The following is a 23,548-nucleotide window of genomic DNA, read 5'->3' on the forward strand; positions in this document are numbered from 1 at the left end:
CCTTGGGAAGCCGCACCACCGCCAGCCGTGCGGCGCCTCCCCCTCCACCGCCCATGGGGAGCCGTGCCACCCCATGCGGTGCCCCGGCTCCCCGTGGTCGAGTTGCGGAACGCCAGAGGGCGCCGGTAGGGTCCTACACCTGTTCGCCGCGGGGTGGAGCAGTCTGGTAGCTCGTCGGGCTCATAACCCGAAGGTCGCAGGTTCAAATCCTGCCCCCGCCACCAACGTGTGAGTGAAGGCCCAGGTGAGCGACCTGGGCCTTCCTCGTTCCCGGGGCGTTCCTCCGGATCAGGCCGCCTTCCTCCGGCTGTTCCCTCGACGTTCCACCGGCGTCTTCTTGGCCTGCTTGGTGCCCTTCGCCGTGGTCGTCGGACGCGGATTGGCGAGGCGCTCGGCGGTGCGTGCCGCGTCGGCCTGCATGCCAGGCAGGACGTGCTGGTAGGTCTGCAGCGTGTGGGCGATGTGGGCGTGGCCGAGCCGCTCGGAGACGACCTTGACCGGGACGCCTGCGGCGATGAGCAGGCTGCCGTGGGTATGGCGCAGGTCGTGGAACCGCATCGTGGGGATGCCGGCGTTGTGGGCGATCCGCCGGAACGCTTCGTAGACGGCATGGGGGTGGACTGGTTGGCCGTCGCCGTCGGTGAACAGCCACCCGTCGCCGGCATCGATGCCGACGGCGGCGAACTCGGCGGCCTGGTAGGCACGCCAGCCCTCGAGCACAGCGATGGTGGTCTCGTCGAGCTCGATGGCGCGGCGTGCGGTCTTGGTCTTGCCGCGGGTCTGGTGGACCTCGTAACCGACCGCGACCAGTCCCCGGTTGAGGTGCAGCCGCTGCTTCTTCACGTCGAGGTCGCCCCACTTCAGCCCGAGGACCTCGTTGCGGCGCATCCCGGTCATGGCGGTGAGCCAGTAGATCGGGAAGAACCGATGCCCCGCTGCGGTGCGCAGCAGCCGGCGCAGCTCCTCGTCGGTCAGCGACATGCCCTCGATCCGCTGGAGCGAGCGCTGCTTGGGTGCGTGAGCGACGAGCGCGACGTTGCGGGTCACCAGGCCGCGGCGGTGTGCGTCGGTGAGTGCGCCGCGGATGACGAGGTGGATCTCATAGACGGTCTTCGGTGACAGGCCGCGCCCGGTCTCGGGGTGCAGGAGCAGGTCGTAGAGCGCCTCGATCTGCTGGTATCGCAGCCGCCGGATGCTGGTCCGCCCGAGGACGGGCAGGATGTGGCGCTGCACGTTGCGCTCGTAGCCCCGGTAGGTGCTGGTAGCGAGGTGCAGCTTCTTGGCCGGTAGCCACTGGCTGGTCAGGTAGGCGCCGAAGGTCAGCGACCGCACGGCGTCGAGCCGCTTGTTCTCGGCGGTGGCCAGTTGCTTGGCGAGCTTCTCGGCCTTGGCCCGGTCGGTGCCGGCCGGGTGCCAGCGGCGAACGTCCTTGCCCGTGATCGGGTCGCGGCCCTCGTAGATGACGGCGTAGAACCGGTCCCGGCGTTGTGCGACGTATCCCTTCATGGTGTGCCTCCTTCTGGTGTGGGCCCGGTGGTCGGGACCTCGGAGGAACCATCGGTAGAACGTGGCGATGGCGGCTGCTGGTCCGGTGGCGTGCAGGTTGCGGGGCCGGAGCCGTGGGGCATTCGGCGGATGCACCTGACGGGCGCCACGGGTGGCCGGGCCCGGTCCCGATGCCGGGTTCTCCGGTGGCGGCGACGGTGCTGGTCGGCTCCGCCCGGTGGCCGTTCCGGCAGAGTTGGGGGCCGCGGCGTGCGCCCGTCGACCGGCCCAGGTCGGGCCTGGGTTGGCCGGCGCGGTGGCTACCGGGCGTCGGCGTCGCGCTGGAACGGGTGGGAGCTGCGGCCGGCGATGGGTCGGTTCCGTTGGTCGGCCCATCGGCGCAGCCCGGTCCTGGTCGCCCGCCGCAGCCGCCGCAGCGCTCGCCGCGCCCGCCGGCCGGCTGGCCCTTCGACGTGCACCCACACCTCCACGGCGTCGCCGTGTCGGGCAGGTGCCGCTTCGGGGAGGGGGGTGGAGACGGGTCGCAGTGTGAGCTGGGCGACCATCATCAGGCCTCCGGCGTCGGCGCTGCACCGCACCCCCTGGGACGGAACCCACTGGTGTGACCGCACGATGAGCCGCACCGGGCGACAGCGGCCGACGGTCAGGAGGTCGCCGGCGCCGAGCTCCGTGCTGGCGTCTGACAGCCGACGCACGCCCGGGCACCAGGCCACCAGCCCGCCGCCTCGGCGTAGTTGGGCTGCGGCATCGGGGCGTGTGCCGTCGACGATGACCCGCTCGTCCCAGCTCGCGACCACCGCTCGGCCTCGGTGCGATGGCCGGTGGCGTCTGCCGAGGGCTCGCCCCGCCATGCGCTCGGCCCGCTCGAGGTCGCCGTCGGCCACCGCGGCCGCGAAGGCTCGGGCCGCGCCATGGCGCATGCGCCACCTCATCCTGGCGGAGTGCTTGCCCCGCGGTGGGCATGGACCGCGCGGGACATGGCCACGATCGAGAGCGCCGCCACGACTGCCACCGCCACCACGCCCGTAGCCAGGACGACCGCGTCTCGAACCAACTCCCCCATGCGGGCCAGGTCCTGCAGCGACGACGCTGACGGCATGTCAGCTCGCCCCTCGGCTCCCGCCACGTTCGATCCTGGTCTTCCGATCGCCGCCGGTTCCGCCGGCCGTCGCCTGGGCGCAGCGGTGGTGGCGGCCTGTCGACGGGGCTCGGTGACACGCCGGGGCGGCCGGTAGCTGCGTCCAAGCCGGGGCGTGCGCCGCTGCCGTGTTGGCCGCGTCGATGATGTGTCGAGGCGGACCCACGGCAGGACCGGCGGGACCTTCCGTCGGCTCGCTGGACCGCTCGCGGCCAGCGATGGCGGCATTGGAGCGTGGCCGGGGCCACCCGGGTCCGAACAGCTTCATGATCCCTCGTCGCCCAGGTCGACACGACAGGAACACGACCAGGATACCCACGGCGGAGCGGTGGATCACCCGACGACGCCGGTCGTCGAACTCATCCGCCGGGTCGTGGCCGACGCGCCACCACCGCTGCATCTGCCGCTGGGACAGCGGGGGGTCGCACGAGTTCCTGGCGCGGTCACTCGACGCCAGGAGGGGCGGGCGGTTGGGTGATCGGTGACCTGCTCCGCCCTCTACCGAGTCGGCTGGGTCGATGTCAGGTCGTGGTCGGTGACGTCGAGTCGGCGGTCGTCGATGGCGCCGACCAGTCGTTCCATGAGGGTGGCGAGCGCTTCGCGTTCGTGTGGTTGGAAGGCGTCGAGGGTCTCGGCGAGGAGGGTGTTGGCTCGTGCTCGGACTCGGGCGTGGAGGTCGGCGCCGTGGGGGCTCGGGGTGACGAGGACGGCGCGGCCGTCGTGGGGATCGGGTGCGCGTGTGACGAGCCCGCGTTCGTGGAGCTTGGCGATGGCGCGGGTGGCGGTGGAGGGGTCGACGCGCAGGAGGGCGGCGACCTCGTTCATGCGGACGGGCGCGTTGGTGACGATGAGGTCGAGGGCGTCGGCCTGGGCGACGTCGAGGGGTGCGTCGGGTTCGTAGAGGTGGGCGCGGACCGCCCCGGTGGAGCCTGCTCGGCGGAGGTCGCGCCACGCCGAACGGATCCGCTCGGCGAGGAGGGCCGTCTCGTGGTCGGGAGAGGTCACTCCACGACGATAACACTTGTACTCTGCAAGGGAACCCTTGTAGGGTACATCCATGTCGGATGTGACGGTCGCGGCGCCGGTGCCGCTCACCCATCGCCAGATCCTGGTGGTGTTCAGCGGCCTCATGGCGGGGATGCTGCTCGCCGCGCTCGATCAGACGATCGTGTCGACGGCGTTGCCGACCATCGTGGGGGAGCTGGGCGGCTTGGACCACCTGTCGTGGGTGGTGACGGCGTACCTGTTGACCACGACGGCGAGCACCCCGCTTTACGGGAAGCTGTCGGACATCTACGGCCGCCGGCTGATGTTCCAGTCGGCGATCGTGATCTTCGTGATCGGCTCGATGCTGTGCGGCTTGTCCCAGGGCATGTTGCAGCTGATCGTGTTCCGCGGCATCCAGGGCATCGGGGCGGGCGGGTTGATGGCGATGGCGTTCGCCATCATCGGCGACATCGTCTCGCCCCGCGAGCGCGGCCGGTACACGGGCTATCTGGGGGCGGTGTTCGCGGTGTCGTCGGTGGCGGGGCCGCTGCTGGGCGGGTTCTTCGTGGACAACCTGAGCTGGCGGTGGGTGTTCTACGTGAACGTCCCCATCGGGGTGGCGGCGCTGGTGATCACGAGTTCGGTGTTGCGGCTGCCGTTCGTGCGTCGTGACCACGCCATCGACTTCGCGGGGGCTGCGCTGTTGGTGGCGGCGGTGTCGACGCTGCTGCTGGCGTTGGTGTGGGGAGGAAGCGAGTACCCGTGGGGTTCGTCGACGATCGTCGGCCTGTTCGCGGCATCCGCGGTGCTCACCGGGTTGTTCTTGTGGTGGGAGCACCGCACGGCGGAGCCGATCCTGCCGCTGCGCCTCTTCGGCGGCCGGGTCTTCTCGACGGGGGCCGCGTTGTCGTTCCTGCTCGGCGGGGCGATGTTCGGGGCGATCGTGTTCCTGCCGCTGTTCCTGCAGGTCGCAACGGGGGCGTCGGCGACGAACTCGGGCCTGTTGCTGCTGCCGCTCATGGCCGGCCTGATGACCACCTCGATCACGTCGGGGCGGGTGATCGCCCGCACCGGGCATTACAAGAAGTGGCCGATCGCGGGGATGGCCACCGCCGCGGTGGGGATGTTCCTGCTCTCGACGATGGAGCCCGACACGAGCCGGCTCACGAGCTCGCTGTACATGCTCGTGGTCGGTGTCGGCCTGGGCATGGTGATGCAGGTGCTGGTGCTGGCGGTGCAGAACGGCGCCGAGTTCTCCGACCTGGGGGTGGTGACGTCGTCGGTCAACTTCTTCCGCAGCCTGGGCGGCTCGTTCGGTGTGTCGGTGTTCGGCGTGGTGTTCGCCACGGCGCTCGACGACAGGCTGGCGGAGTTGGTCCCGGCGGGGGTGCTCGGTGCTGCCGGGTTCAACCCGGAGTCGCTGACCGCGAGCCCCGCCCAGATCCGTGCGTTGCCGCCGGAGGTGCTGGGCCCGGTGACCACGGCGATGGCCGACTCGATCACCGCGGTGTTCCTGCTGGTGGTGCCCCTGCTGGTCCTCGGTGTCGGGTTGGCGATGATGATGCCGGAGCTGCCGCTGAAGGACACCTCCCACATCGGCGCCACGCTGGAAGGCGCCGAGATCACCGTCGCGGAGATCGCCGGTGGGGAGCCGGCGGTGGATGAGCTGACCGAACATGAGACCGTCCCCATCGACGGCGACGGGATGGGCGCCGGGGCCGCACCCGATCGGTGCGGCGGCGAACGCCGCCTGTGACCGACAGCAGAGCGACAGGGGCTGGGCAGATGTCGAGCGTGGTGGTGGGCGTCAAGGACCCCGCCGCACCGGCGGTGCTGCACGCCGCCGCAGATCTTGCCGCAGCGCTCGCCGCGCCGCTGGTCGTCGTGCACGTCGAGGAACGCAACTGGCTGGTCGACGCCAACGTGGCGGCCGTTGCAGGCGCAGGTGCGGGAGCGTACGTGCTGGCGGCGGCCGAGGTCACGGACCGATGCCACCTGGACTGCGAGGTGACCCTGGCGGGACACCCGGTTGGGTGGTCGTTCGAGCTGCGGGTGGGGGATCCCGCGACCGAGCTGGCGGCGGCGTCGGCCCACCACGATGCTCGCTTGGTCGTCGTCGGCAGGCGCCGTCGCCGCCGCCACGGCCCCCACCTGGGGAAGACGACAACGCTCGACCGGCTCGTTGATCGTACCGGGGTTCCCGTGGTGGTGGTCCCGCCGCCCTGAGACTGGGGCCCCTTCGTTGGGGCTGTGGCGGTCGTTGTCAGGGGAGCGCGTGGCGGGCGATGAGGGTGGCGCCGCGCCGAGTGTCCTCGTGCAGGACGAAGTGGCCGCCGGGGACCGCGATGAGCTCGGCGTGGGCTCGTTCGGCTTGGGCGGCGAAGATGTCGGGCAGGAAGGTGTGCTCGCCGGCTGCGATGGTGGTGGGGCAGGTCAGGTCGGCGAGGTGGTCCCAGGCGTCGGCGGCGCCGCCGCCGGAGGCGGAGATCTCGAGGATCGTGGCTTCGATCTCGGGACGGCACGCGAGGTGCACGCTTCCGGCCTCGACGGTGGTGCCCCAGCGGATGTAGGCGTCGAGGGCTTCGGGTGCGAGCTGGGACAACGGTTCCTTGGTGCGGTAGCTGGCGGCCATCTCGGCGCGCGACGCGAAGGTCGGACGTCGCCGCCGCGCCGCGGCAGCCATGGGGTTCTCGGCGTGTTGGGGGAAGACGCCGGCGGGGAACGCGACCGGTTCGGCGAGCAGCATCCGGGTCCACCGCCGAGGGTCGAGGCGATGCACGAGGATCGCGACGGCGCCACCGAGCGAGCCGCCGACCACGGCAGCCTCTGGCAGGTCGAGCTGGTCGAGGACCTCGAGGACGTCGATGGCGAGGTGTTCGAACCGGTACGCCGCCGGTTGGGAGGGAGCGGTGCTGCCGCCGTGGCCGCGCAGGTCGATGGCGATCGGTCGGGCGACCGTCGCGAGGAGCTGGGCGATGGGTTCGTAGAGCCCGCCGCAGAAGCCGTTGGGGTGCAGGAGGACGACGGGCGGGCCGGTCCCGCCCCAGTCGAGCGTGCGGATGGTGGTGCCAGCCTGGCCGGGCAGGTCGAGGACCTGGGGTGGTGGCGGCAGGGCTGGGTGGGAGATCGCGGGCGCCATGGTGGTCGCGCGTATCAGGGGATGTGCGACAGCGCTTCGGCGATCGGCTTCCACCGGGCGAGGTGCTGGGGGTCCTCGGTCCAGGCGATGGCGCCGAAGTAGTTGACGACGCGCGTGGCGATGCCGGCGTAGCGGTCGCCGATGGCGTCGGCGATGGTGGCCCAGGTTCCTTCGGTGACGAAGTGGCGGAGGATGTCGTCGGTGATGACGGCGCTCATCGCGGCGATGTCGCCGGCCTTCTGGCGTTCCCGGAGCGCGTCCGTGGTGCCGGGGTGGCCGAGGTCGTCGAAGATGAACGAGTAGTTGGGGGTCGAGCCGTAGAAGGCGATCTGGGTGCGGGCGAGCTCGCGCCACCGGTCGCGTTCGTCGGGGGTGTCACCGACGACGAGGAAGGCGGGGACGATGATCTCGAAGTCCTCGAGGTGGCGGCCGGCGCGTTGCGCGCCGGCTGCGAGCTGGGGGAGGACGGTGTCGGCGAGGTAGGTGCGGGTGTTGAGGGGGTGGACGTGGACGCCGTCGGCGACCTGGCCGGCGAGGCGCAGCATCCACGGGCTGACCGCGGCGAGGTCGATGGGTGGGTCGGGCGGGCCGATGGGCCCGGGCGACCAGACGGGCGGGAGGAGGGTGAGCTCGTAGTGGTCGCTGTGGTAGTCGAGCGGGGAGGCGCCGCGGAACGCGTCGAAGCAGGCCCGGACGGCGCCGATGTAGTCGCGGATGCGGGGGCCGGGCGGGTCGAAGGGGGCGTTGTAGCGGCGTTCGATGTGGGCGCGGACCTGGGTGCCGAGACCGAGCCGGAACCGCCCATCGGTGGCATCGGCGAGCTCCCAGGCGATCTGGGCGGTGACCATGGGGCTGCGGGGGAACGCCACGGCGATGCCGGTGAGCAGGTCGACGTCGGCGGCGAGGGCGGCGGCCGCGCAGGACAGGTAGGCGGTGCGGCCGGCTTCGGTGATGACGAGACCGGCGTGGCCGGTGTCGGCGGCGTGGCGGGCGAGTTGCTGGGCCGCGTGCAGCGGCATGCCGCCGGTCATGAGGTCGAGCTTCACGGCTTTGCCTGCCGGGCGGTGAACGCGAACCGCAGGCTGCGCGGCCCGCGTACCGGGCCGGCGGACCAGGTGACCGCGTTGAGGTCGGTGAGCGTGAAGTCGGGGATGCGTTCGAGCCAGCTCTGCACCGCGACCCGCAGCTCCATGCGGGCCAGGTTGGAGCCGAGGCAGCGGTGGATGCCCACCCCGAACGCGAAGTGCCGGTTGACCTCGCGGTCGAGGACGACGTCGTCGGGACGGTCGAAGACCTCGGGGTCGCGGTTGGCGGCCGGGGACGGCAGCAACAGCCGGTCGCCGGTGCGCATCGGGCAGCGACCGATCTCGGTGTCTTCGACGACTTCGCGGGCCATGGTCACGGGGGCGAACACGCGGAGGAACTCCTCGGTGGCGGTGTGGATCAGCGTCGGGTCGTCGATGAGTCGTTGGCGGTTGTCAGGGTGGGTGGCGAGGTGCAGCAGGGACGCGCCGATCGCCGACCAGGTGGTGTCGATCCCGGCGAGGAGCAGCTGGATGCAGACGCCGAGGATCTCCTGGTCGGTGAGGGGACGCCCGTCGGGCATGCGGGCGTCGAGGAGGCGGGTGATGATGTCGTCGCGGGGTGCGGTCCGATGGTCCTCGAGGTGGCCGGCGAGGTAGCCGCCGATCTCGAAGATCGCGTCGAGCACCCCGTCGCCGGCGAGGGGGCTCTCCTCGATGAGGCGGTGGATGCAGTCGCGGAACTTGGCGTGGTCGCTGCCGGGGATGCCGAGCATCCGGGTGATGACCTTGATGGGGACGTGTTGCGCGTCGTCGAGGAACCCGTCGATGAGCTCGTCGGCCATGGCTTTGGTGATGGGTTCGTAGGCGGCGACGACGGCGGGCAAGAAGACGGGCGGGAGGAGCCGGCGGATGTCGGTGTGATAGGGGGGGTCCTCGGTGGGTTCGACGATGAACTGGGTGAGGTCCATGGGCGGGATGAGCTTGATCCCGTCGCTTCCGAACCCCTCGACGACGCCGATCAGGGTGAGGATGCGGGTCATGGCGCCGGTCGCGCCGTTGCGGAGCAGCATCTTGGCCTGATCGGTGTTGGGCACGAACGCCCGTTGGACCGCGTCGGCCTCGATGGCGCGGGTCGGGTGCCCGGCAGCGGCGAGTTGCGCGGTCCAGGCATCGATGGTCGGGACCCGGTGGACGGAGCGGGGCGGGAGGTAGGTGTGATCGGAGCTGTAGCCGCCGTGGAGGAGCACGCCGTTGCGTTCGATGCGCCGCGCGTGGTGGGGGTCGGTGAGGAGCTCGACGCGGGTGTACCGCAGCCGGGTGGGGGTGGTCAGCTCCTCGGGCGTGGCGGCGTTCGGGAACCACGACAGGTCGGGGTGGCGGGCGGCGACGGCGGTGGCCGGCGCCATGAACGCACCCAGGAAGCGCCGTTGCTCGTCGAGGGTCCGCCCGGCCTGGTGGGCCACCGCGGACTCGAGGATGGGGTAGAGGAACGGCGGCGCAGCGAGGCCGGCGGCGACCTCGGCCGGTGAGGCGCCGAGGCGTTGGTCGCCGATCTCGGTGTCCTCGCCGTCGGGGTCGGCGGCGGCCTTCGGCGGCACGCCCTGCTTGCGGGCCCGGCGGGCCGAGGCCCTGGCCTCGGCGATGAGGGCCACATCGCAGCGCCCCTCGAGGATGTCGGCGCCGAGCACCCCGATCAGCCACTGCGGCGTGTTACCGCCGATGGTGGAGGACAGGTGCCGGCGGGCGCCGAGGCCGAGCGCGGCGTCGAGGCTTCGGGCGGAGTGCTCGGTGCGCGGGGCGAGCACGCCGGGCATGGCGATGGTGTCCGGGGCCAGCCCCCCGCCGGCGTCGGCGAGGGCGAGGCGGGTCGCCTCGGCGGCGAGGGTGATCCGGTCGACCAGGTCGCCGTCGCGGTTGGTGACCTTGCCGCCGCCGACCAGGACCGGTGTGCGGTCGATGCTCACCGGTGCGTGGTCCGGGCCTGGCTCAGCACCACGTTGCCCTTCTGGGTCGAGGCCTCGACGACGGCGCCGTCACCCTCCCGCCAGATCTTGGTGACGATCGTGTCCTCGGGCCACACCTGGTCGGCGAAGCGGCCCTCGAGGGTGCCGAACGCGTCGACGTCGCCGTCGAACACGCCGGCCAGCACCGCCCGGCCGACGAAGCCGAACGTGCACAGCCCATGGTTGAACGGCGCGTCATACCCGGCCATCTTGGCGAACTCGGGGTCGATGTGCAGCGGGTTGCGGTCGCCGGAGAGCCGGTAGATCGCGGCCTGCTCGGCCCGGGTACCGTACTCGATCACCACGTCGGGATCGCGGTCCGGCGGCTCGTTCTTGCCGGCCGTGGACGGTCCCCGCTCGCCGCCGAACCCGCCCGCACCCCGGACGAATAAGGTGGCGGCCACGGTGAACAGATCCCCGTCGCTGTCTTGTGCCGTGCCCTCGAAGCCGATCACTGCCGCCTTGCCCTTGTCCCACACATCGGTGATGCGGCCGTTGATCTCGACCTCGGCCCGCGGCGGAAGGGTGCGGTGCAGGGTGACCGACTGCTCGCCGTGGAGGATCATCGCCGGGTTTACCTCCACCTCGCCGAACACCCCACCCATGGCCATGAGGCCGGGGATGACGCCGTAGGTGGGCAAGACGACCGGCCCGCGTCCCTCGTAGAGGAAGTCGAGGTCCTCCGGGGGGCGCGCGCCCACGCCGAGGGCGTACAGCATTACGTCCTTCTCGCTCCAGGAGGCGGAGACTGGCGCCAACCGGTGTCCGACGAGGTCCGAGGAGAGTGGTCGAGCCATGCAGGGAGTCTGGCTTCCTGGGGCGGTGACTGCAAGACACTGCCTCGGACCTGTATCACCGCACCTGTCGCACCAGTGCGTAACCACCGTCGCTCCCGCCGCGACCAGCTTGCCGGCCGCCGGGTTGGCGGCCACGTAATCGATCAGATTCGCCTCGCCGAGCTGGGCGCCGTCTCGCCGGGGTGGGCGCCGATCAGGCGCTGGACCAGACCGTGGGCGCCGAGGCGCTCGACCATGTCTTCCGGGCTGCGCACATGGTCGGTCGTGTTCGCGATCTCGGCCGTCAGTTCGTGAAATCGCCGACGAAGGCCGTGATCAGCGGGACGGTGACGAACACCACCACGGTGTCGGTCACGGTCGCTACCGGTTCACGACGTTGAGGAGTTGGCCGATCTCCTCGTTGGCGTTGTCAGGGACGATCAGGTCCTCGAGCGACGCGATGGCGTCCCAGTTGTCGCGCACCTGCTCGGGCGTGAGGTCCTTGGAGTAGTACCCGAGCGGCTCGGCGACCACGACCCGGCTCACCCGGCCACCGGCGACGGACAGGATCTGGCCCGTGACGTCGCACTGGTCGGAGGCCAGGTACACCACCACCGGGGACACCTTCTCCGGGTCGAGGGAGTCCGCCATGGGGCCGAGGAGATCCTCGGTCATCCGGGTCCGCGCGCCGGGCGCGATCACGTTCGCCAACACGTTGCGCTTGTGGCCTTCCTGGGCGAGGGCCTTGGTGAAGCCGACCAGGCCCATCTTCGCCGCCCCGTAGTTGGTCTGCCCGAAGTTCCCGAACAGCCCCGCAGCGGAGCTGGTGTTCACGACCCGCCCGTAGCCCTGCTCTCGCATGAGCTTCCAGGCGGGCAGGGTCACCCAGAACGCGCCGTACAGATGGACCTGCAGCACCGGGTCGAGCAGGTCGGGCGTGAGGTTGTGGAAGGCCTTGTCCCGCAGGATGCCGGCGTTGTTGACCACGATGTCGACGCGGCCGAAGGCATCGAGCGCCGTCTGCACGATGGCCTCGCCGCCCTCCTGGCTGGCGACCGAGTCGGTGTTGGCCACTGCTTCGCCGCCGGCGCTCTTGATCTCGTCGGCCACCTGCTGGGCCGGGCCCGCGTCGGCACCGGTGCCGTCGACGGTCCCGCCGAGGTCGTTGACCACGATCCTCGCGCCCCGAGCCGCGAGCTGCAGCGCGTGCTGGCGACCGAGCCCGTGGCCGGCGCCCGTCACGATCGCCACCCGTCCGTCGAATCCGATGTCCGTCATCTCGTCCTTCCCGGCCGGGGCGGGTCCCCAGCACATATGACAGCTGGGATCCTATGTCCTATCGTGGCGCCCACATCCGAGCCCGACCCTGCCGGCGGGCACCGGAGCGATCGAAACAGGAGGACGAGATGACCTTGGTCGGCCCGGCGAGGGTGCGCGAGGAAGCGGAGTCGTGGTTCCGCGAGAACTGGGATCCGGAGATCCCGCTCGGTCACTGGTGGGAGCGCCTCGCCGACAGCGGTTGGGGGTTCCCGACCTGGCCGGAGCGGTGGTTCGGCCGGGGGCTCAGCACCGACCAGGCCAAGCAGGTCGAGGCCGCCCGTGCCGCGGTCGGGGCCGTCGGCCCGCCCAGCGGGATCGGCGTGATGATGGCGGGGCCCACCATCATCGACCACGGCACCGAGGAGCAGTGTCAGCGGTTCCTGCCGGACATGGTCACTGGCAAGGATGTCTGGTGCCAGCTGTTCTCCGAGCCGGGCGCGGGGTCGGACCTGGCCGGGCTGCAGGCCCGCGCCGAGCGCGACGGCGACGAGTGGGTCGTCAACGGACAGAAGGTGTGGACGTCGGGCGCCCAGTTCTCCAAGTGGGGGATCCTCATCGCCCGCACCTCGGTCGACGTGCCCAAGCACGAGGGCATCACCTTCTTCGTGATCGACATGGACCAGCCCGGCATCGAGGTCCGACCGCTGAAGGAGATGACCGGCGGCGCCACGTTCAACGAGGTCTTCATGACCGATGCTCGCGTGCCGCACGCCAACGTCATCGGTGAGCCCAACCGAGGTTGGGGCGTGGCCGTGACGACGCTCACCCACGAGCGCAACTCCCTCGGCGCCTCCGGCATGGCCAACGCCGCCGGTGGGGTGATGATCGGGCGCAACGACCTCGACCGCCCGGCGGGGCGCCGCAGCAGCGGCGGAGGCGAGATGGCCGGGATGGCCGCCGCCTTCGGTGGCGGGGGCGCCATGATCGCCGGTCTGCCCGCCCTCGTCGGCCGCGGAGACGACAAGGTGCTGCGCGACAAGGTGATGCGCATCTACACCCTGATGGAGATCACCCGCTACACGAGCCTGCGGGTCCAGGCCGCCAAGGCGGCCGGCCGGGGCCCGGGCCCGGAGGTCTCCACCGGGAAGCTGGTTGCCTCCGAGCTGGTCCGCCAGCTGCGCGACGTCGGTCTCGAAGCGCTCGGACCCCACGGCCAGCTCATGGGTGACGACACGCCCCTCGGCGGGATGCTCCAGCAGCTGGCGCTGTTCAGCCCAGCCATCTCCATCGCCGGTGGATCGGATCAGATCCAGCGCAACATCATCGGCGAGCGGGTCCTCGGGCTGCCAGGCGAGCCCCGCGTCGACAAGGACGTGCCCTTCGCCGACCTGAAGGTGGGTACCCAGCGATGAGCAGTCCGGTCGCGCCGGAGCTCCGGCGCATCCGCACCGACGCTGGCCTCACGGTGGTGCTCGAGCGCTTCGGCCACGCCTCCGACCGGCCGCCGGTCCTGCTGCTGCACGGCGGCGGCCAGACCCGCCACAGCTGGGCCGGCACCGCCGCTCGGTTGGCCGAGCGTGGCTACGAGGCGTGGACCATGGACCTGCGGGGCCACGGCGACTCCGACTGGGCCACCGACGGCGACTACACGACCGATGCGATGGTCGAGGACCTCGACGCCGTGTGCGCCGAGATCGGCCGCCCGCCCGTGCTGGTGGGGGCGTCCATGGGCGGCATGGTCGGCCTGGTCAGCGAGGGATCGCTGCGTCCCGGCCGGCTGCGCGCCCTCGTGCTCGTGGACATCGCGACCCAGCTCGAGCACGCCGGCGTCGAGCGCATCGTCGGGTTCATGTCCGCCGCGCCCGACGGCTTCGCCACCCTCGAGGAGGCTGCCGACGCCATCGCCGCCTACCGGCCCAACCGGCCCCGTCCCAGCAACCTCGACGGGCTGCGCAAGAACCTCCGCCAGGGTGAGGACGGCCGCTGGCGCTGGCACTGGGATCCCGCCTTCCTGTCCGGCAAGAGCCGAGACGGGCGCAGCGACATCGACACCCTCGGTGACGCCGCCCGCAACCTGGCCCTCCCCACGTTGCTGGTGCGGGGGCGCATGTCCGACATGTTGAGCCTGGAGGGCGTGGCCACCTTCCGCGAGCAGTGCCCGCACGCACGCTTCGTCGACATCGCCGACGCCGGCCACATGGTGGTCGGCGACCGCAACGACGCCTTCACCGACGCCGTCATCGACTTCGTCGACCAGCTCGGCGCGGATGGTGGGGACGAGGAGCTCGCCAGCTGATGCTCGCGACCGACCCCCACCTGTTCCGGCTCCCCGGCGACGGCGAGGACCGCCCGCACCTGCTCGGGTCGTACTCCGCCGAGGCCGGGCTCCACTTCTGGCCTCGTCGCAGGCGCTGCCCGGTGACCCGCACGCCCGTCGAGGACGTCGAGCTCGGCCCCGTCGGCACGCTGTACGCGTGGACCTTCCTCCACGTGCCGCGCATGGGCAAGGTCTCCTTCGGTGACACCGGCGGCTACGCCGTGGGCCAGGTCGACCTGCCCGAGGGGGTGCGCGTGCAGGCCCCGCTCGTGGGATCCCAGCACGACTGGTCGATCGGCGACGAGATGGCACTCACCCTCTTCCCGGTCGGCACCGACGACGACGGGCAGGAGCTCGTGACGTTCCGGTTCGAGGTGGTCCGATGACCTCGAAGATGGGCCGCCGGGTGCTCGTGGTCGGCGTCGGCATGCATCCCTTCGGCAACGACGGCGTCGCCGCCACCGACATGGGCTACGTGGCCGGGGTCGCCGCACTCGACGACGCCGGCATCGACTTCCCCGAGGTGGGGGCGCTCTACAACGGCTACATCGGTGGCGGCATCACGGCAGGCGTGCACCTGGCCAAGGACCTGGGACTGACCGGCCTGCCCGTCACCCACGTCGAGAACGCCTCGGCCACCGGCTCATCTGCCTTCGGGGAAGCAGTCCACGCCGTCGCCGGCGGACGGGTCGACGTCGCCATGGCGCTCGGCTTCGACGACATGAACCGCATGGGTGGTCTGGGCCGGAGCGGCAAGCGCGGCCTCGGTGCCGAGGACGTGATGCTGCCGGCGGCCTTCTTCGCCATGTGGGCCACACGACGCATGCACGAGGTGGGCACGACCGTGGAGACATTCGCCGCCATCGCGGCGAAGAACTGGAACCACGCCCGCGAGAACCCGATGGCCCAGCGCCGGGCTGACCACGAGATGACCGTCGAGGAGATCCTCGCTTCGACCATGATCTCCTACCCCCACACCTCCAAGATGGCGTGTGCTGCCGGCGGCGGGGGCGCGGCGGCCGTCGTGGCCTCCGAGGACGTGGCTCGCCGCCTCGGTGGCCCGATGATCGAGGTGGTGGCCTCTCAGCAGCGCTCGGAGACCTACACCGATGGCCACGTGTTCCTCGGGGCGGTGATCGGCCCGGCCCAGATGACCCGCGACACCGCGGCCGATGCCTACGAGCAGGCTGGCCTCGGGCCGCGCGACCTGGACCTGGTGCAGGTCCACGACGCGTTCCCCATCGAGGAGCTCGTCTACTACGAGCTGCTCGGCATCTGCGGGGACGGCGAGGGGGACAAGCTGGTGGCCAGTGGCGAGACGAGCCTGGGCGGTCGCATCCCGTTCAGCACCGACGGGGGCCTCACCGCACGCGGCCACCCCGGCGGACCCACCGGGCTCGCCCAGATCCACGAGACGGTGCTCCAGCTCCGCGGTGGTGCCGGCCCCCGACAGGTCGAGGGCGCGCGCACCGGGCTGTGCCACATGGCCGGCGCCGGCTCCGTGTGCGTGGTTCACATCCTGCAGCGCAACTGAGCGCCGGCGGCTCGACCACAGCAGATCAACGGTGGTGTCGCAGGCCGTCGCCGAGGGCGTCCAGGGCTTCGGCCGCGACGGCGACGACGTCGGGCCGGCCATCCTCGTGCAGCCAGGTGGTGAGCGCGGCCCGCAGGCCCGCCATGCAACCCGCCGCCAGCAGCTGGGGAAGCAGCGACGCCTCGGACTGGCCGGCGCGCTCGGCGGCGAAGGCCCGGATCACCGCCTCCCACTCGGCCTGGTGTTCGAGGCTGCGCGCGTGGACCGACGGCGTGGCGAGCACGAGTCGAGCCTGTTGGAGCAGCTCGTCCCTGCCGGTCTCGTAGTCCTGCGCGAGCTCGAGCACGGCGCCTCGCACGGCGTCGAAGGGTCCCTCGGCGGGCGGGCGGGCCCGCAGCGCTTCCCGGAGCCGTTCCAGGCGGCTGGCGTCACCCGGCAGCAGCGCGTCCTCCTTCGTGTCGAAGTACCGGAAGAACGTGCGCCGGGAGACGCCGGCGGATGTGGCGATGTCGTCGACGGTGACGTCGTCGAAGCCGCGGGCGGTGAAGAGGGCGAGGGCGTGCTGGGCGATCTCCGCGCGGGTGCGCTCCTGGTTGCGCTCTCGCAAGGTGGTGCGAGGGAGGGAGGGCACGTCGCCATCCTATCCGTGGCACTGGGTGCCGCTGAGGGACTGAGAGCCAGCTCGGCATAGGATGCCGTTCTGACCCCCCCCTCCCCCGGGGCGTACCCGGCCGAGAGAACGAGAGACGACAGATGAGCTGGCTCCTGGAGCGCATGGCCCGCGCCGTCGCGCGCACTCCCACCCTGGTGCTGTTGGCGTTGCTCGCGGTGACCGTCGTGCTCGGCGGCTTCGCCACGCAGCAGACCACCGACACGGATCTCACCTCCTTCGCGCCCGACAGCGACCTGGCGCGCGCCTTCGAGCGGGTGGAGGACGAGTTCTCTGGCGGCGGCGCCCGCGTCCAGGTGATCATCGATGCGGGCGAGGGCGAGCAGGTCCTGTCGCCGGCCGGTCTCGCCGCCGCCGACGCCATTGCCGGCGCGGTCCGGGCCGAGGAGAGCATCGACCTGGCCGCCGGTGGACGTGGGGTCGCCTCGTTCGGGTCCCCCGTCTTCGGGGCCCTCGAGGCGCAGGGTCTCGACCCGGCCGATGCATCCCCGGACGAGATTGCGGCCGCAGCGGAGCTGGCGTACGAAGATCCCCGTGCCGCCCAGGCCCTCGACCTGCTCTCCGGCGAGCCGGGCGGCGCTCGGGCCGGTCTCGTCGTCATCGAGCTCGACCCGTCGCTGGACGACGCGGAAGCGGCTGAGGATCAGCTGGCCGTGGCCGAGGTCATCGCCACCGTCGTTGCCGACACGTCGGAGCTGGAGATCGACGCGTTCAGCCAGGCGATCCTGGCCGATCAGCTCCAGGGCCAGTCGCAGGAGGAGATGCCCCGCCTGCTCGGCGTCTCCCTGCTGCTGATCGTGGGCATCCTCGCCTTCCAGTACCGCTCGGTCAGCGACGTGGTGCTCGGCTTCCTCGGACTGATCGTCACCATCATGTGGATGTTCGGTTTGGGCGTGCTGCTCGGCCCTGACTTCCTCGGCGTGGTCGGGCCCTTCACCCAGATCTCCACCGCGGTCCCGGTCCTCCTCGTCGGTCTCGGCATCGACTATGCCATCCACCTCACCTCGCGCTACCGCGAGGAGCAGAACCACGGCGTCGAGCCGGATCGGGCCTCGGCCGTGGCGGTTCGGGCCGTGGGCGGCGCGCTCGTCCTGGCCACGATCACGACCGTCGTCGGCTTCCTCACCAACGTCGTCTCGCCGCTGCCGCCCATGGCCGACTTCGGCATCTTCACAGCGGTGGGCGTGGTCTCGGCGTTCCTGGTGATGGCGCTGCTCATCCCGGCCGCCCGCCACGTGCTCGACGCCCGGCCCCGAGGGCAAGCCAAGGTTCAGCGCCGGCGGGAGAGGGTGATGGCCAATGAGGCCGCCGGGCGCACGGCTCAGGCATCGGGGCTGTCAGCGGTCATGGGCCGCACCGCCGCCTTCGCCGAGCACATCCCTCGGATCACGCTGGCGGTCGCCGCCGTCGTCACCGTGGCCGCCGGTGCGGCGGCCACCCAGATCGAGACGTCGTTCAGCCAGGACGACTTCATCCCGGAGGACTCAGAGCCCGGCATGGTGCTCGACAAGGTCGACCGGCTCTTCGGTGGCGACCTCACCGAGCAGACCTACGTCATCGTCGACGGCGACATCACGGATCCCCAGGCCCTCGACGCCCTCGAGCAGGCCGAGGCCGAGCTGGCCGACGCCGAGTACGTGCGCAGCTCCGGCGGGGCCGCCGAGGTCACCTCGCCGCTCAGCCTGCTCCGCCAGCTCGCCGACCAGGACCCGGCCTTCGCCGCGGCCGCCGCCGACCTCGGCTTCGACCCGGCCGGTGGCCTGGCCGACGGCGCCGACCCCGACGCGCTGTTCGAGCTCGCCCGGGAGTCGGCGCCGGCGTTCAGCGCGCAGGTCATCGGCGACGACAGCGCCTCGGCGTTGCTGTCCATCGCCACCAACGCCGGCCAGGATGACGCCCAGGCGGCGGCCGACGCCATCGACTCAGCCGTGGCCCCGTTGCGCGACGCCGGGCTGGAGACGGTGGTCGTCTCCCAGTTCCTGGTCTTCGACGAGGTGCTCGACGCCATGACCGACAGCCAGACGCAGGGGATCGCGATCACACTGGTCGCTGCCCTCGCCCTGCTGATCGCCTACTACTGGGTCGTGGCCCGCAAACCGCTGCTCGGCGCCATCACCATGGTCCCCTCCGTCGCGGTCGTCGGCTGGATCCTGGGCACCATGGTGCTGCTGGACATCAGCTTCAACGTGCTCACCGCCATGGTGGCCAGCATCGGCATCGGCATCGGCGTGCCCTACGGCATCCACGTGACCCACCGGTTCCTCGAGGACCGGCGCCGCCACGACACCGTCGACGAGGCGGTCCGCCAGACGCTCACCCACACCGGCGGTGCCATGGCCGGATCGGCGGCCACCACGGCGGCCGGCTTCGGCGTGCTGGTGTTCGCGTCCCTGGAGCCCCTCCGCCAGTTCGGCCTCATCGTCGCGCTCACCATCGTGTACTCGCTGGTCGCCGCGGTGCTGATCCAGCCGGCGTGCCTCAAGCTGTGGGGGGAGTGGCGAACCCGCAAGGGCGACGTCGGCGAGATGCCCGACGAAAAGCAGCGCCACGCCCCCACCGCGGTGGGCTCCGGCGTCCCGTCCTGATGGCCACTGTCACAGAGACCTTGGCGCAGGATGTTTCACCACCGCACCGTCCGCATCCTGGCCCGGTCGATCAGCGAGCGGTGGAGGCAGCAGCATTCCCGTGGGGCTTGCGCTCCTACCAGGAACGTCCGTCATCCCCTTCGACCCCGGGTGGCGTCCACGTTCAGCGTGGGTCGACGATGGTGAGCGTCGCTTGGGCCGCGGCCAGGACGCGCCGATCGTCGTCCTGGCGGTACAGCTCGCATCGCACCACCGCTGACCGCTTGGTCATGGCCACCACCGTGGCCTCGGCGTCGACGGTCTCGGCCTTCAGCGGGGCGAGGTAGTTCACCTTGATCTCCGTGGTCGCCGCCCACTGACCCCGCTGCATCAAGGGGTAGACGACCACGCCGGTCACATGGTCGACGATGGCGGCGGTCACGCCCCCGTGCGCGTTGCCGAACGGCGTCAGCAGCTCCGGCCCGATCGTCGCCGTGGCGAAGAACCGACCCGGCTCGAAGCGCACGTGCTCGATGCCGAGGTAGCCCGGGAGGCCACCGGCGGCGCTGCCCACATCGATCATGCCTCGGGCGATCTCGTCGTCGTACCTGTCTGCGAAGTCAGTCATAGAACAGAACGTACTTCGTGTCTGGTGGAGTCGCGCCGTCCATGGGCGTAGACTGCGGCGATGGCTCGGATGCTGAGGGAGTCCTGGCGCAGCGACGCCCCGAGTTCGGTGGACGACGCGCGCGACCGTTTGATCGATGCCGCCGAGACATGCTTCACCCGGTTCGGCGTGGCCAAGACGACGCTCGAGGACATCGCCACCGAAGCGGGAGTGTCGCGGGCCACGGTGTACCGGTACTTCGAGGGCGGCCGGGACGAGATCATCCTGGGGGTCGTCCTGCGCGAGGGCCGGGAGTTCCTCGAGTCGCTCGGCCGGCGGGTCCAGCACGAAGAGACGCTCGGAGACGCGATCGTCGAGGGCGTGCTCTACACGGTCGCAGCAGTTCGCAAGAACCAGCACCTCGCGCTCCTGTTCGCCCCGGAGGTGGCCGGGCACACGACCTCGATCGCCGGCGCCTCCACCGCGTTGTACGAGCTCACCCAGGACTTCCTGCGACCCATCTTCGAGCAGGCGCGCGCTGCCGGTCAGCTGCGCGACGGGATCATCGCCGACGATGCCGCCGAGTTCGTCCTCCGGATGATCCTGTCGCTGCTGTCGGTCGCTGGTCCCCGCAAGCGATCTCAGACCAAGGAGCGGGAGTTCCTGCGCACCTACTGCGCCGGCGCCATCGTGCGCGAATGAGCTCAGGCGGTCAGGTCGGCCAGTTGGCCTGCATCGCCGCGGACGGCTGTGGTCGTCGCCGCCCGGCCCGCCGGTCACCGCGGCGTCGAAGCCGCTGCCGCGACGTGGAAGCCAGGCGCCAGCTCACACGCCGGGCGTCTCGGGCGGACGTGCCTGCTCGAGCAGTTCGGCGACGACCGGGCCCAGCTCGGCTGGCTCCCAGCGGTCTCCCTTGTGGCGCTCGGGTCCCCGCCGCCAGCCCTCGGCGACCGAGATCCGGCCACCGGCCACGTTGAACACCTGGCCGGTCACCCCGGCCGATTCGGCGCTGCCCAGCCACACCACGAGGGGCGAGATGTTCTCCGGGGCGGAGGAGTCGAACTCGCCCGGCTTCACGTCGCGGGCGGCTTGCCCGAAGCCGAGGTTCTCGGTCATCCGGGTCAGTGCCGCCGGGGCGATGGCGTTCACGGTCACGCCGTATCGGCCCAGCTCCTTGGCCGCGATGTTGGTCATCGCCGCGATGCCCGCCTTGGCGGCGCCGTAGTTCAGCTGTCCCGGGTTGCCGTACAGGCCCGAACCCGACGACGTGTTGATGATGCGGGCATCGTTGGTCTCGCCGGCCTTGGCCCGCGCGCGCCAGTGGGCGGCGGCGTGGCGCAGCGGCGCGAAGGTGCCCTTCAGATGGACCTTGATGACCGCGTCCCACTCGTCCTCGCTCATGTTCACGAGCATGCGGTCGCGCAGGATCCCGGCGTTGTTGACCAGCACGTCGATCCCGCCGAAGGTGTCGACGGCGGTCTGGATCAGTCTGCCGGCACCATCCCAGTCTGAGACGTCGTCGCCGTTGGCCACCGCCTCGCTGCCCATGTCGCGGATGGCGTCCACGACCTCGCCGGCCGGGCCGTCGGAGGAGCCGCGCCCGTCGACCTCAGCGCCGAGGTCGTTGACGACCACCCTGGCGCCGTCGGAGGCGAAGGCCAGGGCGTGCGCCCGTCCGATGCCGCGTGCCGCTCCGGTGATGACGACCACCCGGCCGTCGCAGATCCCGCTCATCTCTGTTTCCCCTGAGGTGGTGGATCGCCGCCCCGATGGCGGCGTCAGGCGTGACAGACTAGGGCGCATGTCTCACCCGGGGGAGTCCGACGCCAGCGCCGACGTCTACGCCGAGGCCAAGGCCTGGTTCGAGAGCAACTGGGACCCGCAGCTGCCACTACGTGAGTGGTGGCGCCGGCTCGCCGAGTCCGGGTGGGGGTTCCCCACCTGGCCCGAGGACCTGTACGGCCGCGGCCTGTCGGGTGACGCCGCCCGCCTGGTGGCCGACGCCCGGCGCGACGCCGGGGTGGCGCCGCCGCCCGCCGGCATCGCCCAGAACCTCGCCGGCCCCACGATCGTCGCCCATGGCACCCCGGAGCAGCAGGCCCGGTTCCTGCCCGGCATCGTCACCGGCGAGATCTGGTGCCAGCTGTTCTCCGAGCCCGGCGCCGGCTCCGACCTGGCCGGCCTCCAGACCCGGTCCGAGCTCGACGGCGACGAGTGGATCGTCAACGGCCAGAAGGTGTGGACCTCGGGCGCGCACATCGCCCGCTACGGGATCCTCATCGCCCGCACCGACCCCACGGTCCCCAAGCACGCCGGCCTCACCTACTTCGTGATCGAGATGGACCAGCCCGGCATCGAGGTGCGGCCCATCCGGGAGATGACCGGGCGGTCGATCTTCAACGAGGTGTTCCTCACCGACGCCCGCGTGCCGGCCGAGAACCAGCTCGGCGGGCTCGGCGAGGGCTGGTCGGTGGCGCTCACCACGCTGGCCAACGAGCGGACCATGCTCGGTGCCGGATCGTTCGGCAGCTCGGGCTCTGGCGCCGCCATCCGGGAGATCGACCTCGACGCGCCGGCGGCCCGGCTCGTACGGAACGAGGCCCGTCCGGCCGGCGGTGCCCGCTCGGGGGCGGCCGAGCTGCTGCACGCCGTCCTCGCGCGCTACGGCGACGCCACCGACCCGATCGCCCGGCAGGAGGTGGCCCGCATCCACAGCCTGATCGAGATCGCCCGGTACACCGACCTGCGGGCCAAGGCGGCCATCGAGAGGGGCGGCCGGCCCGGGCCCGAGGTGTCGGTGGGCAAGCTCGCCGCCTCCCACCTGCTCCAGACCATGCGGGAGGCGCTGTTCCGCCTGTGCGGTCCGCACGCCACCTTGTGGGGCGACGACGCCCCCTTCGGCGGACGGGCCCACGAGGTGGGCCTGTCCAGCTACCTCATCTCCATCGGCGGCGGCACCGACCAGATCCAGCGCAACATCATCGGCGAGCGGGTGCTCGGCCTGCCGCGGGAACCGCGGGCCGACAAGGACGTCGCCTTCAGCGAGCTGAAGGTCGGCACCCAGGGCGCCGACCGCTGACCCGTCCACCCACCAGACCAGCACAGGAGAAACCCATGCGCAGCGAAGCGCTCGAGAACATCATCACCATGCTCCGCGCCCAGGCCACCGAGCGGGGTGACGCCGAGATGACCATCGATGAGTGGCGGGAGGCCTACGACGGTCTCGGGGGTCTGCTGCCGGCGGCCGAGGGCGTACCCGTCGAGTCGGTCGACGCGGCCGGGGTGCCGGCCGAGTGGATCGGTGCCGGCGACGGGCCGGTGGTCGTGTACGTCCACGGCGGCGGCTACTGCATCGGTTCGCTGGACAGCCACCGGCCCATGCTCACCCACCTGGCCTCGGCCATCGGCGGGCGGGTCCTCGCCGTCGACTACCGGCTGGCCCCGGAGCACCCGTTCCCCGCCGCGCTCGACGACGCCTGCACCGCCTACCGCTGGGTGCTCGCCGGGGGCGTGGAGCCGAGCCGGGTGGTGGTCGCCGGCGACTCGGCCGGCGGTGGCCTGACGCTCGCCACCGTCGTGGCGCTGCGCGACGCCGGCGACCCGCTGCCCGCGGCCGGGGTGTGCCTGTCGCCGTGGGCCGACCTCACGCAGTCCGGTTCGACCATGGCCGAGAAGGCCGACGCCGATCCGATGGTCCACGCCGAGGACCTCGACCGCTGGGCGGCCGCCTACGCCGGCGCCGACGGCGATCCGGCCGCGTCCGGCCTCAGCCCGGTGTTTGCCGACCTGTCCGGCCTGCCGCCCCTGCTCGTGGAGGTGGGCACGGCTGAGGTGCTGCTCGACGACGCCCGCCGCGTCGCCGAGCGTGCTCGCGCCGCCGGCGTCGACGTGACGCTGTTCGAGGGCGAGGACCTCATCCACGTGTGGCACTTCTTCGCCGGCGCCGTGCCAGAAGCCGACGAGGGCATCACCCGGGTGGCCGAGTTCGTCCGCCGCCACGCCGGCGGCTGACGCGGCCGGGC

General features: G+C 71.5%; 21 protein-coding genes and 1 tRNA gene. 12 read left to right on the top strand and 10 right to left on the bottom strand.

What is annotated here, in order from left to right:
* The first annotated feature begins 147 nt into the window (after positions 1-147).
* Positions 148-224, top strand: a tRNA-Met gene (locus GH723_RS02060).
* A 64-nt stretch (positions 225-288) separates the two neighbouring features.
* Here the strand turns inward: GH723_RS02060 and GH723_RS18385 are convergent.
* Together GH723_RS18385 and GH723_RS02070 are read right to left on the bottom strand one after the other, a co-directional pair.
* Positions 289-1,506 carry a tyrosine-type recombinase/integrase gene (locus GH723_RS18385; protein WP_195210468.1) on the bottom strand — a complete coding sequence of 406 codons (1,218 nt, stop codon included), beginning with the start codon at positions 1,504-1,506 and terminating at the stop codon, positions 289-291.
* A 1,636-nt stretch (positions 1,507-3,142) separates the two neighbouring features.
* On the bottom strand, positions 3,143-3,649 hold the full coding sequence (locus tag GH723_RS02070) for a MarR family winged helix-turn-helix transcriptional regulator (RefSeq protein ID WP_195210469.1): 507 nt from the start codon (positions 3,647-3,649) through the stop codon (positions 3,143-3,145).
* 52 nt (positions 3,650-3,701) lie between these two features.
* Here GH723_RS02070 and GH723_RS02075 point away from each other — a divergent pair, with 52 nt between their 5' ends.
* Positions 3,702-5,387 (top strand): MDR family MFS transporter, encoded by a 1,686-nt coding sequence (locus tag GH723_RS02075; RefSeq protein ID WP_153758096.1) that lies wholly within the window; start codon positions 3,702-3,704, stop codon positions 5,385-5,387.
* 29 nt (positions 5,388-5,416) lie between these two features.
* Positions 5,417-5,857 carry a universal stress protein gene (locus tag GH723_RS02080; protein WP_153758097.1) on the top strand — a complete coding sequence of 147 codons (441 nt, stop codon included), beginning with the start codon at positions 5,417-5,419 and terminating at the stop codon, positions 5,855-5,857.
* Between the two features lie 37 nt (positions 5,858-5,894).
* On the opposite strand, the gene GH723_RS02085 is transcribed toward GH723_RS02080, so the two are convergent.
* From GH723_RS02085 to GH723_RS02100, 4 genes are read right to left on the bottom strand one after another with little or no spacing between them, the layout of a single operon-like run.
* Entirely contained in the window at positions 5,895-6,770 is an 876-nt protein-coding gene (locus GH723_RS02085) for an alpha/beta fold hydrolase (RefSeq protein ID WP_153758098.1), read from the bottom strand.
* A 14-nt stretch (positions 6,771-6,784) separates the two neighbouring features.
* On the bottom strand, positions 6,785-7,816 hold the full coding sequence (locus GH723_RS02090; protein ID WP_229022966.1) for a TIGR03617 family F420-dependent LLM class oxidoreductase: 1,032 nt from the start codon (positions 7,814-7,816) through the stop codon (positions 6,785-6,787).
* Complete coding sequence (locus tag GH723_RS02095; protein WP_153758099.1) at positions 7,813-9,759, bottom strand: cytochrome P450; 1,947 nt, start codon at positions 9,757-9,759, stop codon at positions 7,813-7,815. Before GH723_RS02095 ends, GH723_RS02090 begins: the two co-directional genes overlap by 4 nt.
* On the bottom strand, positions 9,756-10,595 hold the full coding sequence (locus GH723_RS02100) for a MaoC/PaaZ C-terminal domain-containing protein (protein ID WP_153758100.1): 840 nt from the start codon (positions 10,593-10,595) through the stop codon (positions 9,756-9,758). The genes GH723_RS02095 and GH723_RS02100 overlap by 4 nt, the downstream gene beginning before the upstream one ends.
* Before the next feature lie 182 nt (positions 10,596-10,777).
* On the opposite strand from GH723_RS02100, the gene GH723_RS02105 reads away from it, so the two are divergent.
* Positions 10,778-10,975, top strand: a complete 198-nt coding sequence (locus tag GH723_RS02105; RefSeq protein ID WP_153758101.1) for a hypothetical protein — start codon at positions 10,778-10,780, stop codon at positions 10,973-10,975.
* Here the strand turns inward: GH723_RS02105 and GH723_RS02110 are convergent.
* Positions 10,956-11,852: an SDR family oxidoreductase gene (locus GH723_RS02110; protein ID WP_153758102.1), complete on the bottom strand. Its 897-nt coding sequence runs from the start codon at positions 11,850-11,852 to the stop codon at positions 10,956-10,958. The genes GH723_RS02105 and GH723_RS02110 overlap by 20 nt on opposite strands.
* Before the next feature lie 128 nt (positions 11,853-11,980).
* Between GH723_RS02110 and GH723_RS02115 the strand changes: the two genes are divergently transcribed.
* Genes GH723_RS02115 through GH723_RS02130 form a run of 4 tightly spaced genes read left to right on the top strand, consistent with a single transcriptional unit; the run spans position 11,981 to position 15,685 of the window.
* Positions 11,981-13,246, top strand: a complete 1,266-nt coding sequence (locus GH723_RS02115) for an acyl-CoA dehydrogenase family protein (protein ID WP_153758103.1) — start codon at positions 11,981-11,983, stop codon at positions 13,244-13,246.
* Complete coding sequence (locus GH723_RS02120; protein ID WP_153758104.1) at positions 13,243-14,130, top strand: alpha/beta fold hydrolase; 888 nt, start codon at positions 13,243-13,245, stop codon at positions 14,128-14,130. The genes GH723_RS02115 and GH723_RS02120 overlap by 4 nt, the downstream gene beginning before the upstream one ends.
* The gene (locus GH723_RS02125; protein WP_153758105.1) at positions 14,130-14,537 is read left to right on the top strand and encodes a Zn-ribbon domain-containing OB-fold protein; all 408 of its coding nucleotides are present in this window, start codon (positions 14,130-14,132) and stop codon (positions 14,535-14,537) included. The genes GH723_RS02120 and GH723_RS02125 overlap by 1 nt, the downstream gene beginning before the upstream one ends.
* Positions 14,534-15,685 (top strand): thiolase family protein, encoded by a 1,152-nt coding sequence (locus tag GH723_RS02130; RefSeq protein WP_153758106.1) that lies wholly within the window; start codon positions 14,534-14,536, stop codon positions 15,683-15,685. The genes GH723_RS02125 and GH723_RS02130 overlap by 4 nt, the downstream gene beginning before the upstream one ends.
* A 25-nt stretch (positions 15,686-15,710) precedes the next feature.
* On the opposite strand, the gene GH723_RS02135 is transcribed toward GH723_RS02130, so the two are convergent.
* Complete coding sequence (locus GH723_RS02135) at positions 15,711-16,316, bottom strand: acyl-CoA-like ligand-binding transcription factor (protein ID WP_153758107.1); 606 nt, start codon at positions 16,314-16,316, stop codon at positions 15,711-15,713.
* Positions 16,317-16,438: 122 nt separating this feature from the next.
* Here GH723_RS02135 and GH723_RS02140 point away from each other — a divergent pair, with 122 nt between their 5' ends.
* The gene (locus GH723_RS02140; protein WP_153758108.1) at positions 16,439-18,940 is read left to right on the top strand and encodes an efflux RND transporter permease subunit; all 2,502 of its coding nucleotides are present in this window, start codon (positions 16,439-16,441) and stop codon (positions 18,938-18,940) included.
* Between the two features lie 163 nt (positions 18,941-19,103).
* On the opposite strand, the gene GH723_RS02145 is transcribed toward GH723_RS02140, so the two are convergent.
* Complete coding sequence (locus GH723_RS02145) at positions 19,104-19,547, bottom strand: PaaI family thioesterase (RefSeq protein WP_153758109.1); 444 nt, start codon at positions 19,545-19,547, stop codon at positions 19,104-19,106.
* A gap of 60 nt (positions 19,548-19,607) precedes the next feature.
* Between GH723_RS02145 and GH723_RS02150 the strand changes: the two genes are divergently transcribed.
* Positions 19,608-20,228, top strand: coding sequence for a TetR/AcrR family transcriptional regulator (locus tag GH723_RS02150; RefSeq protein ID WP_229022967.1), 621 nt, complete (start codon positions 19,608-19,610; stop codon positions 20,226-20,228).
* 123 nt (positions 20,229-20,351) lie between these two features.
* On the opposite strand, the gene GH723_RS02155 is transcribed toward GH723_RS02150, so the two are convergent.
* Positions 20,352-21,260 carry an SDR family oxidoreductase gene (locus tag GH723_RS02155; protein WP_153761035.1) on the bottom strand — a complete coding sequence of 303 codons (909 nt, stop codon included), beginning with the start codon at positions 21,258-21,260 and terminating at the stop codon, positions 20,352-20,354.
* A 67-nt stretch (positions 21,261-21,327) separates the two neighbouring features.
* On the opposite strand from GH723_RS02155, the gene GH723_RS02160 reads away from it, so the two are divergent.
* Together GH723_RS02160 and GH723_RS02165 are read left to right on the top strand one after the other, a co-directional pair.
* Positions 21,328-22,605, top strand: a complete 1,278-nt coding sequence (locus tag GH723_RS02160) for an acyl-CoA dehydrogenase family protein (RefSeq protein ID WP_153758110.1) — start codon at positions 21,328-21,330, stop codon at positions 22,603-22,605.
* Positions 22,606-22,640: 35 nt separating this feature from the next.
* Positions 22,641-23,537, top strand: coding sequence for an alpha/beta hydrolase (locus tag GH723_RS02165; RefSeq protein ID WP_153758111.1), 897 nt, complete (start codon positions 22,641-22,643; stop codon positions 23,535-23,537).
* Positions 23,538-23,548: the final 11 nt, after the last annotated feature.

The sequence above is a fragment of the Actinomarinicola tropica genome, from assembly GCF_009650215.1.
GTDB classification, from domain to species: domain Bacteria; phylum Actinomycetota; class Acidimicrobiia; order Acidimicrobiales; family SKKL01; genus Actinomarinicola; species Actinomarinicola tropica.

What these genes read in the sequence shown, in the direction of transcription:
- GH723_RS18385 (WP_195210468.1), bottom strand. Translation starts at nt 1,506, where the DNA reads ATGAAGGGATACGTCGCACAACGCCGGGACCGGTTCTACGCCGTCATC.
- GH723_RS02075 (WP_153758096.1), top strand. Translation starts at nt 3,702, where the DNA reads ATGTCGGATGTGACGGTCGCGGCGCCGGTGCCGCTCACCCATCGCCAG.
- GH723_RS02080 (WP_153758097.1), top strand. Translation starts at nt 5,417, where the DNA reads ATGTCGAGCGTGGTGGTGGGCGTCAAGGACCCCGCCGCACCGGCGGTG.
- GH723_RS02085 (WP_153758098.1), bottom strand. Translation starts at nt 6,770, where the DNA reads ATGGCGCCCGCGATCTCCCACCCAGCCCTGCCGCCACCACCCCAGGTC.
- GH723_RS02100 (WP_153758100.1), bottom strand. Translation starts at nt 10,595, where the DNA reads ATGGCTCGACCACTCTCCTCGGACCTCGTCGGACACCGGTTGGCGCCA.
- GH723_RS02110 (WP_153758102.1), bottom strand. Translation starts at nt 11,852, where the DNA reads ATGACGGACATCGGATTCGACGGACGGGTGGCGATCGTGACGGGCGCC.
- GH723_RS02115 (WP_153758103.1), top strand. Translation starts at nt 11,981, where the DNA reads ATGACCTTGGTCGGCCCGGCGAGGGTGCGCGAGGAAGCGGAGTCGTGG.
- GH723_RS02120 (WP_153758104.1), top strand. Translation starts at nt 13,243, where the DNA reads ATGAGCAGTCCGGTCGCGCCGGAGCTCCGGCGCATCCGCACCGACGCT.
- GH723_RS02125 (WP_153758105.1), top strand. Translation starts at nt 14,130, where the DNA reads ATGCTCGCGACCGACCCCCACCTGTTCCGGCTCCCCGGCGACGGCGAG.
- GH723_RS02130 (WP_153758106.1), top strand. Translation starts at nt 14,534, where the DNA reads ATGACCTCGAAGATGGGCCGCCGGGTGCTCGTGGTCGGCGTCGGCATG.
- GH723_RS02140 (WP_153758108.1), top strand. Translation starts at nt 16,439, where the DNA reads ATGAGCTGGCTCCTGGAGCGCATGGCCCGCGCCGTCGCGCGCACTCCC.
- GH723_RS02145 (WP_153758109.1), bottom strand. Translation starts at nt 19,547, where the DNA reads ATGACTGACTTCGCAGACAGGTACGACGACGAGATCGCCCGAGGCATG.
- GH723_RS02150 (WP_229022967.1), top strand. Translation starts at nt 19,608, where the DNA reads ATGGCTCGGATGCTGAGGGAGTCCTGGCGCAGCGACGCCCCGAGTTCG.
- GH723_RS02155 (WP_153761035.1), bottom strand. Translation starts at nt 21,260, where the DNA reads ATGAGCGGGATCTGCGACGGCCGGGTGGTCGTCATCACCGGAGCGGCA.
- GH723_RS02160 (WP_153758110.1), top strand. Translation starts at nt 21,328, where the DNA reads ATGTCTCACCCGGGGGAGTCCGACGCCAGCGCCGACGTCTACGCCGAG.
- GH723_RS02165 (WP_153758111.1), top strand. Translation starts at nt 22,641, where the DNA reads ATGCGCAGCGAAGCGCTCGAGAACATCATCACCATGCTCCGCGCCCAG.